19 protein-coding genes are annotated in these 14,848 nt (G+C 43.7%); all 19 read left to right on the top strand.

All coding sequences use genetic code 11. The features are described 5' to 3' along the window. The first annotated feature begins 37 nt into the window (after positions 1-37). The 19 genes from aroQ (at position 38) to K2225_RS13290 (ending at position 14,261) form a co-directional block, all read left to right on the top strand. Entirely contained in the window at positions 38-499 is a 462-nt protein-coding gene (aroQ, locus tag K2225_RS13380; RefSeq protein WP_220585218.1) for a type II 3-dehydroquinate dehydratase, read from the top strand. After that, a complete protein-coding gene (locus K2225_RS13375; RefSeq protein WP_220585217.1) occupies positions 496-1,557 on the top strand; it encodes a M24 family metallopeptidase in 1,062 nt (353 codons plus the stop codon). Before aroQ ends, K2225_RS13375 begins: the two co-directional genes overlap by 4 nt. 18 nt (positions 1,558-1,575) lie before the next feature. Further along, positions 1,576-2,133 carry an elongation factor P gene (gene efp, locus K2225_RS13370; protein ID WP_220585216.1) on the top strand — a complete coding sequence of 186 codons (558 nt, stop codon included), beginning with the start codon at positions 1,576-1,578 and terminating at the stop codon, positions 2,131-2,133. A 420-nt stretch (positions 2,134-2,553) separates the two neighbouring features. Beyond that, complete coding sequence (spoIIIAA, locus tag K2225_RS13365; protein WP_220585215.1) at positions 2,554-3,531, top strand: stage III sporulation protein AA; 978 nt, start codon at positions 2,554-2,556, stop codon at positions 3,529-3,531. Further along, a complete protein-coding gene (spoIIIAB, locus tag K2225_RS13360) occupies positions 3,476-3,985 on the top strand; it encodes a stage III sporulation protein SpoIIIAB (protein WP_220585214.1) in 510 nt (169 codons plus the stop codon). The genes spoIIIAA and spoIIIAB overlap by 56 nt, the downstream gene beginning before the upstream one ends. 49 nt (positions 3,986-4,034) lie before the next feature. Continuing rightward, positions 4,035-4,241 (top strand): stage III sporulation protein AC, encoded by a 207-nt coding sequence (spoIIIAC, locus tag K2225_RS13355; protein WP_008637060.1) that lies wholly within the window; start codon positions 4,035-4,037, stop codon positions 4,239-4,241. Positions 4,242-4,244: 3 nt separating this feature from the next. Beyond that, complete coding sequence (spoIIIAD, locus tag K2225_RS13350) at positions 4,245-4,637, top strand: stage III sporulation protein AD (RefSeq protein WP_146812886.1); 393 nt, start codon at positions 4,245-4,247, stop codon at positions 4,635-4,637. A 19-nt stretch (positions 4,638-4,656) separates the two neighbouring features. Then, positions 4,657-5,829, top strand: coding sequence for a stage III sporulation protein AE (spoIIIAE, locus tag K2225_RS13345; RefSeq protein ID WP_220585213.1), 1,173 nt, complete (start codon positions 4,657-4,659; stop codon positions 5,827-5,829). Positions 5,830-5,839: 10 nt separating this feature from the next. Then, the gene (gene spoIIIAF / locus K2225_RS13340) at positions 5,840-6,439 is read left to right on the top strand and encodes a stage III sporulation protein AF (protein WP_220585212.1); all 600 of its coding nucleotides are present in this window, start codon (positions 5,840-5,842) and stop codon (positions 6,437-6,439) included. After that, positions 6,432-7,061, top strand: coding sequence for a stage III sporulation protein AG (gene spoIIIAG / locus K2225_RS13335; protein WP_220585211.1), 630 nt, complete (start codon positions 6,432-6,434; stop codon positions 7,059-7,061). Before spoIIIAF ends, spoIIIAG begins: the two co-directional genes overlap by 8 nt. Before the next feature lie 12 nt (positions 7,062-7,073). Beyond that, the gene (locus K2225_RS13330) at positions 7,074-7,625 is read left to right on the top strand and encodes a SpoIIIAH-like family protein (RefSeq protein WP_220585210.1); all 552 of its coding nucleotides are present in this window, start codon (positions 7,074-7,076) and stop codon (positions 7,623-7,625) included. A 450-nt stretch (positions 7,626-8,075) separates the two neighbouring features. Continuing rightward, positions 8,076-8,582: an acetyl-CoA carboxylase biotin carboxyl carrier protein gene (gene accB, locus K2225_RS13325; protein ID WP_220585209.1), complete on the top strand. Its 507-nt coding sequence runs from the start codon at positions 8,076-8,078 to the stop codon at positions 8,580-8,582. 16 nt (positions 8,583-8,598) lie between these two features. Next, positions 8,599-9,957 carry an acetyl-CoA carboxylase biotin carboxylase subunit gene (gene accC, locus K2225_RS13320; protein ID WP_220585208.1) on the top strand — a complete coding sequence of 453 codons (1,359 nt, stop codon included), beginning with the start codon at positions 8,599-8,601 and terminating at the stop codon, positions 9,955-9,957. Between the two features lie 15 nt (positions 9,958-9,972). Further along, a complete protein-coding gene (locus tag K2225_RS13315; RefSeq protein WP_220585207.1) occupies positions 9,973-10,377 on the top strand; it encodes an Asp23/Gls24 family envelope stress response protein in 405 nt (134 codons plus the stop codon). Positions 10,378-10,537: 160 nt separating this feature from the next. Beyond that, positions 10,538-10,915 (top strand): transcription antitermination factor NusB, encoded by a 378-nt coding sequence (gene nusB, locus K2225_RS13310; RefSeq protein ID WP_220585206.1) that lies wholly within the window; start codon positions 10,538-10,540, stop codon positions 10,913-10,915. 22 nt (positions 10,916-10,937) lie between these two features. Further along, complete coding sequence (gene folD, locus K2225_RS13305) at positions 10,938-11,789, top strand: bifunctional methylenetetrahydrofolate dehydrogenase/methenyltetrahydrofolate cyclohydrolase FolD (RefSeq protein ID WP_220585205.1); 852 nt, start codon at positions 10,938-10,940, stop codon at positions 11,787-11,789. A gap of 11 nt (positions 11,790-11,800) precedes the next feature. Continuing rightward, complete coding sequence (xseA, locus tag K2225_RS13300; RefSeq protein WP_220585204.1) at positions 11,801-13,153, top strand: exodeoxyribonuclease VII large subunit; 1,353 nt, start codon at positions 11,801-11,803, stop codon at positions 13,151-13,153. Then, entirely contained in the window at positions 13,143-13,379 is a 237-nt protein-coding gene (locus tag K2225_RS13295) for an exodeoxyribonuclease VII small subunit (protein ID WP_089651772.1), read from the top strand. Before xseA ends, K2225_RS13295 begins: the two co-directional genes overlap by 11 nt. A 3-nt stretch (positions 13,380-13,382) precedes the next feature. Beyond that, a complete protein-coding gene (locus tag K2225_RS13290; RefSeq protein ID WP_370632759.1) occupies positions 13,383-14,261 on the top strand; it encodes a polyprenyl synthetase family protein in 879 nt (292 codons plus the stop codon). The last annotated feature ends 587 nt before the right edge of the window (positions 14,262-14,848 follow it).

The raw sequence follows: 14,848 nt of genomic DNA, 5'->3' as shown, positions 1-14,848 counted from the left end.
AAGTGTATGACAATTTTGGAAATGGTGGGATTGTTAAATGGGGAAGAAGCGGCTGTTTTTGATCAATGGGCCGAATTTGAATATGTTAGGCAAAAGAGAACCGGCGACCTATGGAAAAAAGTCTCTTGAAGATGTTGAGACAATGGTCAAAGAAGTGGCTGCCGAGCAAGGGTTTGAGGTCACATCTTTTCAATCCAATCATGAGGGGGATCTCGTAGACTGGATTCAGCGAGCCGAAGAAGAAGCTGAAGGAATCATCATTAATCCAGCAGCTTATACACACACAAGTATCGCTTTACGGGATGCCATTAGTGCCATCTCCAAACCTGTGGTAGAAATTCATATATCAAATGTCCATGAACGGGAATCTTTCCGCCATACCTCGATGTTAGCGCCGGTATGCTCAGGACAAGTGGTCGGATTTGGAATCGATGGCTACCGATTAGCGACATTGGGGATGATCCAAAAGATAGAAAGTGAAGGGAGAAATCATTCGTGAGTAAACTTTCAAATTTAAGAAAAGCGATTGCTTCAAAGGAATTAGACGGTCTCTTGATTATGAGTCCGAAAAACAGAAGGTATATATCAGGTTTTGTCGGTTCTTCCGGAGCTCTTTTAGTGACAAGAGATGAAGCTGTCTTAATTACAGACTTCCGTTATACAGAACAAGCGGCAGAGCAAGCCAAGGAGTTTGAAATCCTCGAACATAAAACACCTATGCCGAAAACGGTTGCTGAAAAAGCGAAAGAATTAGGTTTGAAACGGATCGGGTTTGAGAAAGACCATGTCACCTACACCCTTTTTGAACAATATGAAGAAGCATTAGACGCAGAGCTCGTCCCTACATCAGGCATTGTAGAAAAATTACGCTTGATTAAGACGGATGAGGAGATTAGTATATTAAAGGATGCCGTTAAGATTGCTGATGATGCTTTCGAACACATTCTTGGTTACATAAAACCTGGTGTGAAGGAGATTGATGTATCAAATGAACTTGAGTTCTTCATGCGCAAGCAGGGGGCGACTTCCTCAAGTTTTGATATTATTGTTGCATCAGGCTACCGTTCAGCTCTGCCACACGGAGTGGCCTCCGAGAAGGAAATCCAATCCGGAGAGCTTGTAACGCTTGATTTTGGTGCCCTTTACAAAGGGTATTGTTCTGATATCACTAGAACTGTAGCTGTGGGTGAGATTAATGACCAGTTAAAGGAAATCTATGATACCGTTTTACAGGCTCAGTTAAAAGGTATGGAAGGAATAAAAGAAGGCATCACCGGCAAAGAAGCGGATGCACTGACACGTGATTACATTAAAGAAAAAGGGTATGGCGAGTATTTCGGTCATTCCACGGGCCATGGAATCGGCCTGGATGTCCATGAAGGTCCTGGCCTTTCCTTCCGTTCCGATGTCACGCTTGAAGAAGGTATGGTCGTTACAGTTGAACCGGGCATTTATGTTCCGAACGTCGGCGGCTGCCGGATCGAAGATGATACAATCGTTACGAAAACAGGAAACGAACGATTGAGCAAGTCTACCAAAGAATTAATCACGTTGTAATTAAAAGGAGGAAGTCAAATGATTTCAGTAAACGATTTTCGTACAGGTCTGACAATTGAAGTGGATGGGGATATCTGGCAAGTGATGGATTTCCAACACGTAAAGCCAGGAAAAGGAGCGGCTTTTGTTCGTTCGAAACTCCGTAACCTGCGTAATGGGAATATTCAGGAAAAAACATTCCGCGGCGGTGAAAAAGTAGAACGTGCTCACATTGAAAACCGTAAGATGCAATATCTTTATGCGAATGGTGATATGCACGCGTTCATGGATATGGAGACTTATGAGCAAGTAGAAATTCCAACAGCTACCATCCAGGACCAATTAAACTATCTAAAAGAGAACATGGAAGTACAAATCCAGTCTTATGAAAGTGAAACAATCGGTGTTGAACTGCCGAAGAACGTTGAGCTGGAAGTTACAGAAACGGAACCTGGAATCAAGGGTGATACAGCAAGCGGAGGTACGAAGCCAGCAACGCTTGAAACGGGGCTTACTGTTCAAGTACCTTTCTTTATTAATGAAGGAGAAGTGTTGGTCATTAGTACCACAGATGGCAAATACGTATCCCGTGCATAATTATGATCTTCAAAAAGGACTTGTCCAAAAGGGCAAGTTCTTTTTTTTGAAAACATTTTTGTATTCCAACGTGAGCGATCCTTACTCTTTCCTACTTTCTTCTTATAGAATCAATATCAGAATCCATGTGTTAGAAGATGTTGAGTGGAAAGCGAACCTGCTCCCGGAACAACTAAACTCAAACAAACGTCTCGGAATTAAATGTTCGTTCATTCTGCTTTAGTGTGGTATAAAGCTTAGGAATAAGGTGGACACCTACGGACATATATTGATTAAGGCTTGTCTTCGCTGTGTCTATCAACCGCTCTATTACCTCTCTATTACCTCTCTCAAAATCTTCTAGTTTTATACTATTTCACAGTCATAAGCTCTCAGTCTGCACATACATATGAAGTAAACCAAATAAAGGAGTAGGAGAGGATGAAGGAGATTATACGTTTGTTTCCACCCTCTATCCAACATCTCTTAAAAAGTGAGGTCCGATGGAAGAGTGTGCAGGAGATCCGTTTAAGGATCGGTCGTCCGATAGAGATTCTTGATAATAATTGTGTTGACTCCATTGAGACTGCAGTGATGACTGTTGAGCATCTCTCTTTCGTCCTAAATCAGATCAGTCAGTTCTCCCTCTACCGTTTCAAGGAAGAGTTGAAAGAGGGATTTATTACGATTGAGGGTGGGCATAGGGTAGGTTTGGCTGGTAAGACAAACACTCATCAAGATCATGTAGAAACGTTAAAGCACATATCCTTTATGAACATCAGAGTTGCTAGAGCTACATCCGGGAATATTGACCCTCTCATTCCACATCTTTATCAATCTGGGCGCTGGATGAGTACACTGATCATCGGACCTCCGCAATCAGGAAAAACCACACTCCTGCGGGAATTGGCGCGTTACATTGGATCTGATCAACAAGGGTATCGCGCGGCGAAAGTGGCCATTGTGGACGAGCGTTCCGAAATTGCAGCAAGTATGAGGGGTGTTCCTCAACTGGATGTAGGGTTCCGTACAGATGTGATGGATGCTTGCCCTAAAGCAGAAGGCATGATGATGATGATCCGTTCTATGTCACCTGAGGTGTTAATTGTAGACGAAATTGGTGGACAAAAAGATGCAGAAGCGGTCCGAGAGGCGACTTATACAGGGGTTGAAGTTATTTGCAGTATTCATGGTCAAAGTTTTTCAGGTGTAAAGAAGCGGCCATCAGCCAAACAATTGATGGAGGAGAAAGTGTTTCAACGCTACCTCGTCCTGGACCGGATGTCACCTCAAACAGAAAGGAATTGGACAGTACTCGATCAATCGGGAGAACTACTGATTCAAGGCAAGGGGAGGGGATCGCATGCAATGGATCGGGGCCGTCATCGTATTGACCGTTACGACCTGGGCAGGGTTTGATATGGCTTCTCGTTTTAAGAAGCGTCCGGGACACATTCGGCAATGGAAAAATGCTTTACAGATGATAGAGGCAGAGATGGTTTATGGACAATCTTCGCTACTGGAAGTTTGTGAGAATCTATCTACACATTTACCGAAACCCATTAATCAGTTCTTTGAAGGGATTCTGAACGAAAATGGGGTTTGGGATGACTTTTATTCCTTATGGTCCAAACAGTTAAAGAAACACTGGTCTTTGAACGCATTGTCAAAAAACGAATATGAAATTCTGATGCAGTTTGGAAGGACGCTTGGACAGCACGATCTGGAGCAGCAGCAAAAACAGATTCAACTCACCATCCATCACCTTGACCGCGAACTGCATGATGCCCTGGAAGTCGGTGATCAATATCAAAAGATGGCGAAGGGGATGGGGATATTAAGTGGGCTGCTCGTCATCATTCTAATCATGTAGATGGTTTAGCAAGGTCTATATGGATTTTATAAAAGGGGGAAGAGGCATTGTGCTCCAAGATGCAACGATATTATTCCAAATAGCTGGTGTCGGTATTATTGTCGCGATGATCCATAGCATCTTGAAACAGATGGGAAAAGAAGAGATTGCACAGGCTGTGACTTTGACAGGTTTCATCATAGTATTATTTATCGTTCTCCACAGGCTCGCCGATCTGTTTCAACAAATCAAGTCTGTTTTTCTTTACCAGGGGTAACTCATGGATATTATTCAAATTGTTTCCTTAGGATTAGTGGCGGCTTTGTTGATCTTACTCTTAAAGGAACACAAGTCTTCGGTCGCTTTTCTTCTCCTTTTATTCACAGTCATCATCTTGTTCTTAACCATCCTTGATCAGGTCAGGCATATCTTTTCCCTGTTGTCTTACATGGCAGAAAAGGCCCAGGTCGAACCTGTGTACTTCAAGACCATATTAAAAATTATTGGTATTGCCTATATCGCAGAATTTGGAGCTCAACTAATTCGAGATGCCGGACTAAATTCCTTGGCTTCTAAAGTGGAACTTGCAGGGAAATTGTTCATCTTAATGCTTGCTATACCGATTGTGACAGCTGTGATTGAGACCATATTGAATTTTATTCCAGGGGCATAGGAAACTTGGGAGGGATGCCATGAAACGGCTCGTGTTGTGTTGTCTAATCATAATCGGTTGCTTGAACTCTCCAATCATCGTTGCTGCGTCTCCCTCCCCAGCCCCTGCAGATGCTGATATATCCATGCTCGACCAGGTATCTACAGAAGAGTTGGAGGAAAGCTGGAATCAATTGAATCAACAGTATGGAGATTACCTGCCTAGCTTTCATACGAATAATTTCCGTGAATTCATTCAAAGTGAAAGTTCCGTTCAATCATCCGGTTGGTTTTCTGGTATTCTGGAATTCTTTTTCCATGAACTTCTCCTCAACGGAAAATTGCTAGCTTCACTACTGTTTTTGACACTGTTCAGTACTTTGCTTCATTCGGTGCAGTCTGCATTCGAAAATTCTGTAGTAAGTAAGATTGCGTACATGGTGGTCTACCTTGTTTTATTGACACTTGCTCTTGAGAGCTTCCGGCAGGTAATTGAATACACGCTTGGGGCCATAGAACGAATGAGCAGCTTTATGATCGGGTTGATTCCCCTTCTGCTTGGGATCATGGCTTCATTTAGTCACTTGATGTCGATTTCCTTTTTTCATCCTATTATTATTGCACTTGTCCAGTCCAGTGGCTTGTTGGTCAAGTACTTACTCATCCCATTGTTTGCCTCCTCCGCGCTTTTGCTGATTGTTGGGAGTTTGAATGAGACATATAAAGTAGACCAATTGGCTGAACTTCTTAGGAAAACCGGAATGGCAATCATGGGTGTATTTTTAACCATATTTCTTGGAGTGATCTCTGTCCAGGGAACAGTGACGGCGGTACAGGACGGAATTACGATGAAAACGGCTCGTTTTGTCACAGGTAATTTCGTACCTGTGGTGGGAAGGTTGTTTACAGATGCCACCGACACAATCCTTGGAGCATCCCTTGTGTTAAAAAACACACTAGGTATTGCCGGTGTGGTGATATTACTTGGTATTGCAGTATTTCCAGCTATAAAAGTTTTAGCCATTGCGCTCATCTATAAAATAGCAGCAGCCCTTCTTCAGCCCCTGGGGGACGGGCCGATTATTCAGGCGATGGATGTTGTCAGCAGGCATATTTTTTATATATTCGCAGCACTATTAATGGTTTCTATGATGTTTTTTCTCGTTATCGTCATTATGGTGGCGGCTAGCAACATAACGATGATGGTCAGATAGGGTGGTGAACATGGAGTATCTCATTGAGTGGATTACAAAAATTGTCCTGTTTCTTTTATTGGCAATGGTAGCTGATGCACTTCTCCCTTCCGGGGTCATGAAGAAATACGCTCGTCTGGTATTGTCTATTTTGTTACTGCTGATCTTTCTGGGGCCACTTTTACAAATTTTGAATATTGATCCTGATCGCCTTGTCCAACAGGCAGACTTGACCATGCAGCAACAATTGGATGCAGAAGTTTTTGATGAAAACGTAGAATCAAAGAAAAATGAAATACTCGCCGGACAAGATGCATATAAATTAGAACAAGTTACCAAGGCTCTCGCAGCTGAAATTGAAACACCATTAAAAGAAGAACAAAACCTGGTTCTCGTCGATGCTGAAATGAGCTTCCATCAACAACCCTACAGTTTGGAATCGTTGGACAAGCTGACCCTCACGGTTTCACGTGATGAACTGACCCAGTCGGTCGAAGATGTAGAGATCTCTATTATGGAAGGTGAAACAGAAGAAGAGAAGCAAGATCCGGAATTACTTAAATGGGTCGCTGACTATCTCGACTTAAACCAAGAACAAATCATTATCCGCTGGGAGGATGAGGATGAATAAATGGTGGAACAAGCTGACGGAACCTCTATCAAACAAAGAGGGGAGAAAGCTGAATAAAACGAAGTACTTAATTGCCATTGGTATTATTGGAGTGCTCATTATTTTAACAAGCAATTGGTTTCAGCCGAATGATTCTCCTTCACCGGCTCTAGATGAAGGGAATGTCCAAAGTCAATCGGGTGAAGGCGCCTCGGCTGCACAAGCCCCAGAAATGACGGACTCTATTTCACAGTTGGAAGCTGAATATGAAAAACAACTCAAACCTCTTCTTGAAAACATACAAGGAGTAAGTGCTGTGGACATCATGATCAATCTGTCATCGACACATAAAAAAGTGTACGATAAAAATTTAATCGTCGGAAAACAAACCACCAAGGAAAATGATAAGAACGGAGGCGAACGTGAAATTGAGGATTATTCGAGAGAACAGCAGCTAGTTCTCGTCCGTCAAGGCGATCGGGAAGTTCCGCTGCTAACGCAGACATCTAAGCCAGACGTAAGCGGGGTTTTCGTAACAGCCGAGGGGGTCGATCAAATGCAGGTGAAAGCGTGGGTGGTGGAAGCTGTCTCTAGAGTTTTGGATGTCCCGACTCACAGGATTTCTGTCTTGCCTAAACAATAAGGAGGGGTTACTTTGGTTAAAAAACAAACGGTTTGGTTGTTGACAATGTTGAGTCTCTTGATTGTTCTAAGCGTATATTACATGACATCCCCGGACAATGGTGAAATGGCTTTTATACAGGAAGATGAATGGGCAGAGATCACGGAAGACGCTGCTGGACAAGAAGGCGTAGAAACGACAGGTGATGGCACCGTCATATCGCAAATTTCTACCGATGAACTTTTCTCAGCCATTCGTCTGGATATGCAGAATCAACGTGATCAAATGCAGGAACAATTATCCGAAATCGTTGCCTCCAGTGACTTTAGTACAGAAGAGAAAAATGAAGCCTTAGAAAAAATGGAGACAATCAAAGCAAATCAATCCAAAGAATCCATCATTGAAAATACCATCCGTGCAAGTGCTTCTTACGATGATGTCCTCGTAAGGGCTGAAGATGACGTCGTCCACGTTACAGTAAAAGCGGATGAGTTATCGAAAACAGAAACGAACAACATCATTCAAATGGTATCTGACGAATTCGGGAAGAAAGAAGTCCAAGTACAATTCCAGCCAGCAGGCTGAAAATGAAACAAAAGCCTCACTCCTTAATAAAGGAGTGAGGTTTTCTTATTTTTTCCCTTCATTAGGCATCGGAACCGGATATCGAAGAAGAAAAAAGTGCATGGTGAGACCCCACGGGACGCAGTCCGAGGAGGCTCAAAAGATTAGAGGAAGTTCGATTAAGTTCGGCACGTCCTGTGCCAACATCGGACGACCCCGCCTCGTGTGGGGCCCCGCGGAAAGTGAGCCATTCCCCCTCAACCCCATCCACTCAACAAAAGTCTCGAAACTGAGTCTTCAAAGAATAGGAAGCTAATATGGAATAAAGGTGGGGTGATGGGATAGTTGTCAGAATATTACTGGAAGTTATTCTTGTAGCGAGTTGCAGGGAGGTGGTAATGTATAATAGAATATGAAGAGGTATTAGTACCAGTTTATAAAAAGTAACTTTACATAAGAGGGGTGCCACAAATGCTAAAGGTACAAGAAATCAGAGAAATCATTAAGTTGATTGATCAGTCCAATATTGATGAGTTTTCTTATGAAGCAAACGGAACAAAAGTTCACATGAAGAAGCCACAGGGACAGGTTGTTTCTGAACCTGTACAAGTTCAACAACCTGTACAGGCTCCGGCAAAACCAGAGCCAAAACAAGAAGTTGAGCAAGCACCAAAACAAGAAGTGAAAGAAGAAACAGCTGAGAATGAAGCTCCAAAAGCACAAGGAAATGCCGATTATGACGCAGAGGTGAAATCACCAATGGTCGGAACTTTCTATGCATCTCCTTCCCCTGAAGAGGATGTGTATGTAAAAGTCGGAGATACAGTAAAAGAAGATTCCGTCGTCTGTATCGTTGAAGCCATGAAATTATTTAATGAGATTGAAGCGGAAGTTTCTGGAGAGATCGTTGAGATTCTCGTTAAAGACGGTGAATTAGTGGAATATGGTCAGCCGTTGTTCCGCGTGAAGTCCAAGTAAACGGGGGTTTGAGACGTTGATTAAAAAAGTTCTGATAGCAAACAGAGGAGAAATCGCTGTCCGGGTCATCCGCGCTTGCAAAGAGATGGGGATTGAAACCGTAGCGGTTTATTCTGAAGCCGATAAAGAAGCGTTGCACGTCCAGATGGCTGACGAAGCGTATTGTGTCGGTCCGACGCTGAGTAAGGACAGTTATTTGAATTACACGAACATTATGAGTGTAGCTACATTAACGGAAACAGATGCGATCCATCCAGGTTACGGGTTCCTTTCCGAAAATGCAGAGTTCGCTGAGATGTGTGAAGAGTGTAACATTACTTTTATTGGACCTTCCTCTTACGCCATCCAAAAGATGGGGACGAAGGACGTCGCTCGTGAAACGATGAGAGAAGCAGGAGTACCAGTTGTTCCTGGCTCAGCGGGCATTATTAAAGATGAAGAAGATGGGTTGAAAGTTGCTGAAGAGATCGGTTACCCGGTCATTATTAAAGCAACAGCAGGCGGTGGAGGAAAAGGAATCCGTGTAGCCCGCAATGAGGAAGATTTGAAAAAAGGGATTCGTATGACCCAGCAGGAAGCAGAAACTGCTTTCGGAAATCCTGGGGTCTATATCGAGAAATTCATTGAAGATTTCCGCCACGTAGAAATCCAAGTTCTTGCTGATAACCATGGGAACGCTGTTCACCTTGGTGAAAGGGATTGTACGATTCAACGCCGCCTTCAGAAGCTGATTGAGGAGACACCGTCCCCTGCTATTTCTGAAGCCATGCGTGCCAAAATGGGAGATGCTGCAGTGAAAGCTGCTCTTGCCGTAAACTATTCGGGCGCAGGTACCGTTGAGTTTATCTATGACAAAGAAGATGATTCTTTCTACTTTATGGAAATGAATACAAGAATCCAAGTTGAGCACCCTGTGACGGAAATGGTGACAGGTGTAGACTTGATTAAAGAAATGTTGTTGATTGCAGATAACCATGAACTTTCCTTTAAGCAAGAAGACATTGAATTTGAAGGTTGGTCCATTGAATGCAGGATCAATGCGGAAAACCCGCACAAAAACTTTATGCCTTCGGCTGGGAAGATCGATATGTACCTACCTCCAGGTGGTCTGGGTGTAAGGGTTGATTCAGCAGCTTACCCTGGTTATATGATTCCGCCTTATTATGATTCTATGGTCGCTAAACTGATTACGTATGGTCGTGATAGAGATGAAGCGATTCGCCGGATGAAGCGTGCCCTCGATGAATTTGTTATTGAAGGTGTACACACAACCATCCCATTCCACCAACGGATGATGGAACATGAGGTGTTTGTTGGCGGAGACTTTAACACAAAGTTTTTAGAGAAATATACTATAATGAAGGATGAATCATAAAAAGGAGTGGTCATTGTGAGTGATAAGCAATTGTTGAATGTGACAGATGGATCGACATTAGGTAACATCGAGATTGCTCCTGAAGTCATTGAAGTGATCGCTGGAATCGCTGTTTCTGAAGTGGCCGGTGTTGCTTCTATGAGAGGCAATTTCGCATCTGGCGTGGCTGAGCGCCTGGGTAAGAAAAACCACGGAAAAGGCGTGAAAGTGGAGCTCACTGAGAATGGCATATTAATTGATGCATATGTAGTCATGGACTATGGAATTTCCATACCTGACACTGCACAAAAAATCCAGGACAACACAAGGCAAGCGCTTAAAAACATGACAGCACTTGATATTAATGAGATCAATGTCCACATTGTCGGAGTACAAATGGAAACAGGGAAAGAGGAAGAAGTAGAAGCAGAAGAATTGTGAGAGTAATCAGAAAGGGGCCCTCCCCTTTCTGATTTTTTTGTTTTTTCTCCTCCCCTCATGCTTAAGGGACGGCAAAAATTTACGATCACCTGATTACAATGGCTTTTATCAAGCTAAAATGTTATTATTCTAACGGATATTACCTTAAAGGAGAATGAAGATGAAACGACGTACAGCACGTGAAAAAGCTTTTCAAGCGCTTTTTCAAACCATTACGAGTGATATTGAAACGAATGAGGCCATTGCTCATGTAGTCGAAGGCCAGGAAGTGGACGAGTTTTTATATGACCTCGTACATGGAGTCATCCAAAATCGAGATGAGTTGGATCAATGGATTTCTGACAATCTCGACAATTGGACGTTTCCACGGTTAGCCAAAGTAGAGAAGACCGTCCTGCGAATGGCTGCCTATGAAATGAAATACAAAGAAGACGTTCCTTCGCAGGTAGCTATAAACGAGGCAATTGAGCTTGCGAAAATTTTCGGTGAAGATGAATCAGGTAAGTTTGTGAACGGCGTATTATCCAAAATGGTATAAACAAATAAGGGGGAAACGGGATATGTCAGCAGAAGTCATTTACGGAAAACAATTGGCAGAAGATCTACGTCAAGAAATGAAAGAGGAAGTGAGTGCACTCCATACAAAGGATATCCGTCCGAAGTTGGTCGTCGTCATTTTAGGTGAGGATCCTGCTTCAATGTCTTATGTAAAAGGAAAGCAGCGCGCTTCTGAAAAAATCGGTATGGATTCTGAACTCATTGAATTACCTGTAGAAACTTCAGAACAGGAACTGCTGGATTTGATTGAAAAGTTGAACCAGGACTCTACGGTTCATGGAATTCTTGTTCAATTACCAGTGCCTGACCATATATCTGACCAAAAAATCATTGAAGCCATTCACCCAGATAAGGATGTGGATGGATTTCATCCGGCAAATGTCGGGAAAATGATGACAGGCCAGGAGACCTTTTTCCCGTGTACACCTTATGGAATACTCGTCATGTTGAAACGTGCAGAGATTACTCTGGAAGGAAAGCATGTCGTGATCATTGGCCGTAGTAATTTGGTCGGGAAACCTGTAGGCCAACTGCTGCTCAACGAGAACGCAACCGTTACCCATTGTCACTCCCGTACGAAACAACTACAGTCGCATACCAAGCAAGCAGATATTCTGATTGTTGCTGCAGGTAAACCATCCCTGATTTCGGGTGAAGATATCAAAGAAGGGGCAGTTGTAATCGATGTTGGAGTCAATCGAGTGGATGGTAAACTAACAGGAGATGTCGACTTTGAGTCTGCAAAACAGGTAGCCTCCCATATCACTCCAGTCCCTAAAGGTGTAGGGCCAATGACTATTACTATGCTCCTCCACAACACGATTAAAGCAGCTAAGCGAATTCACAATCAGTAAGGAGGATGGGTATGCAGGATCAGTACTTGAGTGTTACGGCACTAACGAAGTACATCAAGCGTAAACTTTCAGGGGATCCGCATTTGAAGACGGTTTGGTTAAGAGGAGAAATTTCGAACTTTAAGCACCACAGCCGAGGCCATATGTACCTCTCCTTGAAAGATGACCAGGCCAGAATTCAGTCCGTCATGTTTGCCGGGAATAATCGTTCCCTCAAGTTTGTCCCTGAAAATGGAATGAACGTCCTCGTTAAAGGGGAAATCAACGTTTACGAACCGATGGGTCAATACCAGCTGTATATTAAGGAGATGCAACCGGACGGAATCGGAGCTCTTTACTATGCTTTTGAGCAATTGAAGGGAAAATTGGAAAAAGAGGGCTTATTCTCTCTTGAGCGTAAAAAGCCTCTTCCTACATACCCAAAACACATTGGTGTCATCACTTCACCAACTGGGGCAGCTGTACGAGATATTATGACCACGATCAAAAGGCGTTACCCTATTGTGCCAGTCACTGTCCTGCCTGTCCTTGTCCAGGGAGAGCGGGCAGCTTCTTCTATTGTAAATGCCATCAAATATGCGAACGAAAAAATGGATTTTGATGTGTTAATTGTAGGTAGGGGCGGTGGTTCCATCGAAGATTTATGGGGGTTTAACGAAGAGGTTGTGGCAAGAGCGATTGCAGCATCCGAAATTCCCGTTATCTCAGCCGTTGGTCACGAAACGGATACGACCATCAGTGATTTTGTGGCAGATGTAAGAGCGGCGACACCAACGGGAGCTGCTGAAGTTGCTGTACCATCCATTGTAGAATTGCGGGATCAGGTGAAGGCGTTGGACCATCGCCTCCGTAGGGGAATGGAAGTTAAGAAGACAGAGGCGAAGCAACATTTGGAGCGTTTAAAAAAATCCTATGCTTTCAAGTACCCTGAACAAATGATGAAGCAAAAAGAGCAGGACTTGGATCGGGTCATCGAACGCATGGCGGTTCAAATGAAGCACCTTCATCAAACAAGTCACGTTCATTGGGGTAATTTGTCTCGAAGGCTTCGACAGCAGGGGCCTGAGTTGAAAATTAGAGAAGGTGCGGAATCTCTAGAACGTCAGACGAACCAGCTGCAGAAGCGGTTTGAAGCTCTCCTGCAGCAAAAAAAGGAACGTTTCTATACAAATGTTGATAAACTGACCTTGGTTAATCCTTTAGACATTATGAAGCGGGGCTTTGCTTTGCCCTTTGATTCTGAAGGAGACGTCATAAAAAGTTCTTCTGAGATTACAAAAGGCCAATTCCTCTCCTTGAAAATGCAGGATGGAATCGTTGATTGTCACGTAACGGATGTAAAGGAGGATGAAAATGACAGATAAGCAGGAAACCATCAGTTTTGAGGAAGCGATGAAACAGCTCGAGGAGATTGTAGAGAAATTGGAAACAGGAGAAGTTCCATTGGAAAAAGCGATTCAGTATTATCAGGAAGGCATGAAACTATCCAAGCTCTGCAGTGAAAAACTAGGGAATGTAGAGACTCAAATGCAGCAAATTATGAATGAACACGGAGAGTTGGAACCGTTCTCTGTCCAGGAGGAAGACTGAACGGTGCATTTAGCTGAATATCTTAAAGAAAAAAGACAACGAATCAATCAGCAGTTGGAAATGCTTGTCCGCGATTATACGGTTTCAGGACGACTTCAGGATTCCATGTTATATTCCATTCATGCTGGAGGGAAAAGGCTTCGCCCCATCCTATTAATGGCGACTGCTCAAGCTTTTCATGTTCCTGAGGAAAGAGTGATGGGAGTCGCATCAGCCCTTGAAATGGTTCATACTTATTCCCTGATCCATGATGATCTACCTGCCATGGATGATGACGACTTAAGGAGAGGGCAACCAACCAACCACAAGCGCTTTGATGAAGCAACCGCCATTCTTGCAGGGGATGCATTATTGACACTGAGCTCCCAGGTGATTGCGGAGGACGATGGTTTAAGTGATGCTGAACGTGTCTTTTTAATTCGTGAACTGACGAAAGCCAGCGGTGCGAAAGGCATGGTTGAAGGACAAATGCAGGACATGCTCAGTGAAGGGACTGAAATCTCTTTAGAAGCTCTTGAAAATATTCATAAGAATAAAACGGGCCAATTGCTGAAATTCTCTATCCTCGCCGGAGCTTATTTAGGCGGAGCATCTGAGAAGGTTCTCCAAGAAATGACCGAAATGGCTGAAGCCCTTGGAATTTTATTTCAAATTCAGGACGACATCCTGGATGTAACTGGAGACTCTGAGGTTTTAGGGAAGCCTGCAGGAAGTGATGAAGGCAACCATAAAAGCACTTACCCCCAGCTTCTGGGATTAGATGGAGCGATCGCTCAAAAGGATAACTACGTTAAAAAAGCACAGCAGGCTTTGAAAAATGCAGGTGTTGAGGGGACTACTCTTTCTGAGCTCATTCATTATTTGAGCACCCGGGATCATTGAGCTGAATGATTTCGATTGAGCCACGTGACAAAATGTGATATATTATGATTACAAAAGGAATGGTGCAGTATTCTAGTCGGCCCTCCGTTCCTGAAGGCGGGCCTAAAAATCCGCCGAAGGGCACATCGATGAAGTTCCTTGTGTTGGCTTGAGGCGCCCAGCCTTGGGTCGATGCTGGGAGTTAAGGTCGCAGGGCGATCCACAAAGGCATGTGGGCGTTGACCCTGCTTCCGCGGAGGCCCATTATTGTAACGGCATCTGAGCCAGATGCTGTTATGAAATGGGGTATGAACCTGCAGCATATGGAGTAAAATCTATATGCGCAGCGTAGCCTGCCTTGAGTGGTTCTTGAGGGGATTATAGTCAGTGAACACCATGCAGCTTCAGATGGCCACTGAGGTGCTGGTGCAGAAACTATATGAAATCAGAACTGCAAAAGAGGCTAAGGAACGGCTAAAGGCTGTCGGGGAAATCCCCTAGACTGTTCTATGGACATGATTTAGGAATTATAGTGCGGACTAAGTGGCAATCTAGTCCAGCTGCCGGAGACGGGGCTGAGTCGAGTTTAAAGGGGAACCGCCAGAATG

The organism is Halobacillus sp. Nhm2S1, from assembly GCF_019599545.1.
Lineage (GTDB): Bacteria > Bacillota > Bacilli > Bacillales > Halobacillaceae > Halobacillus.
This window is presented reverse-complemented; position numbering and strand designations above follow the sequence as displayed.

Excerpts from the sequence above, each read along its gene's own strand:
- aroQ (WP_220585218.1), top strand. The coding sequence starts at position 38 with ATGGGGAAGAAGCGGCTGTTTTTGATCAATGGGCCGAATTTGAATATG.
- efp (WP_220585216.1), top strand. The coding sequence starts at position 1,576 with ATGATTTCAGTAAACGATTTTCGTACAGGTCTGACAATTGAAGTGGAT.
- spoIIIAA (WP_220585215.1), top strand. The coding sequence starts at position 2,554 with ATGAAGGAGATTATACGTTTGTTTCCACCCTCTATCCAACATCTCTTA.
- spoIIIAB (WP_220585214.1), top strand. The coding sequence starts at position 3,476 with ATGCAATGGATCGGGGCCGTCATCGTATTGACCGTTACGACCTGGGCA.
- spoIIIAD (WP_146812886.1), top strand. The coding sequence starts at position 4,245 with ATGGATATTATTCAAATTGTTTCCTTAGGATTAGTGGCGGCTTTGTTG.
- spoIIIAE (WP_220585213.1), top strand. The coding sequence starts at position 4,657 with ATGAAACGGCTCGTGTTGTGTTGTCTAATCATAATCGGTTGCTTGAAC.
- spoIIIAF (WP_220585212.1), top strand. The coding sequence starts at position 5,840 with ATGGAGTATCTCATTGAGTGGATTACAAAAATTGTCCTGTTTCTTTTA.
- spoIIIAG (WP_220585211.1), top strand. The coding sequence starts at position 6,432 with ATGAATAAATGGTGGAACAAGCTGACGGAACCTCTATCAAACAAAGAG.
- accB (WP_220585209.1), top strand. The coding sequence starts at position 8,076 with ATGCTAAAGGTACAAGAAATCAGAGAAATCATTAAGTTGATTGATCAG.
- nusB (WP_220585206.1), top strand. The coding sequence starts at position 10,538 with ATGAAACGACGTACAGCACGTGAAAAAGCTTTTCAAGCGCTTTTTCAA.
- folD (WP_220585205.1), top strand. The coding sequence starts at position 10,938 with ATGTCAGCAGAAGTCATTTACGGAAAACAATTGGCAGAAGATCTACGT.
- xseA (WP_220585204.1), top strand. The coding sequence starts at position 11,801 with ATGCAGGATCAGTACTTGAGTGTTACGGCACTAACGAAGTACATCAAG.
- K2225_RS13295 (WP_089651772.1), top strand. The coding sequence starts at position 13,143 with ATGACAGATAAGCAGGAAACCATCAGTTTTGAGGAAGCGATGAAACAG.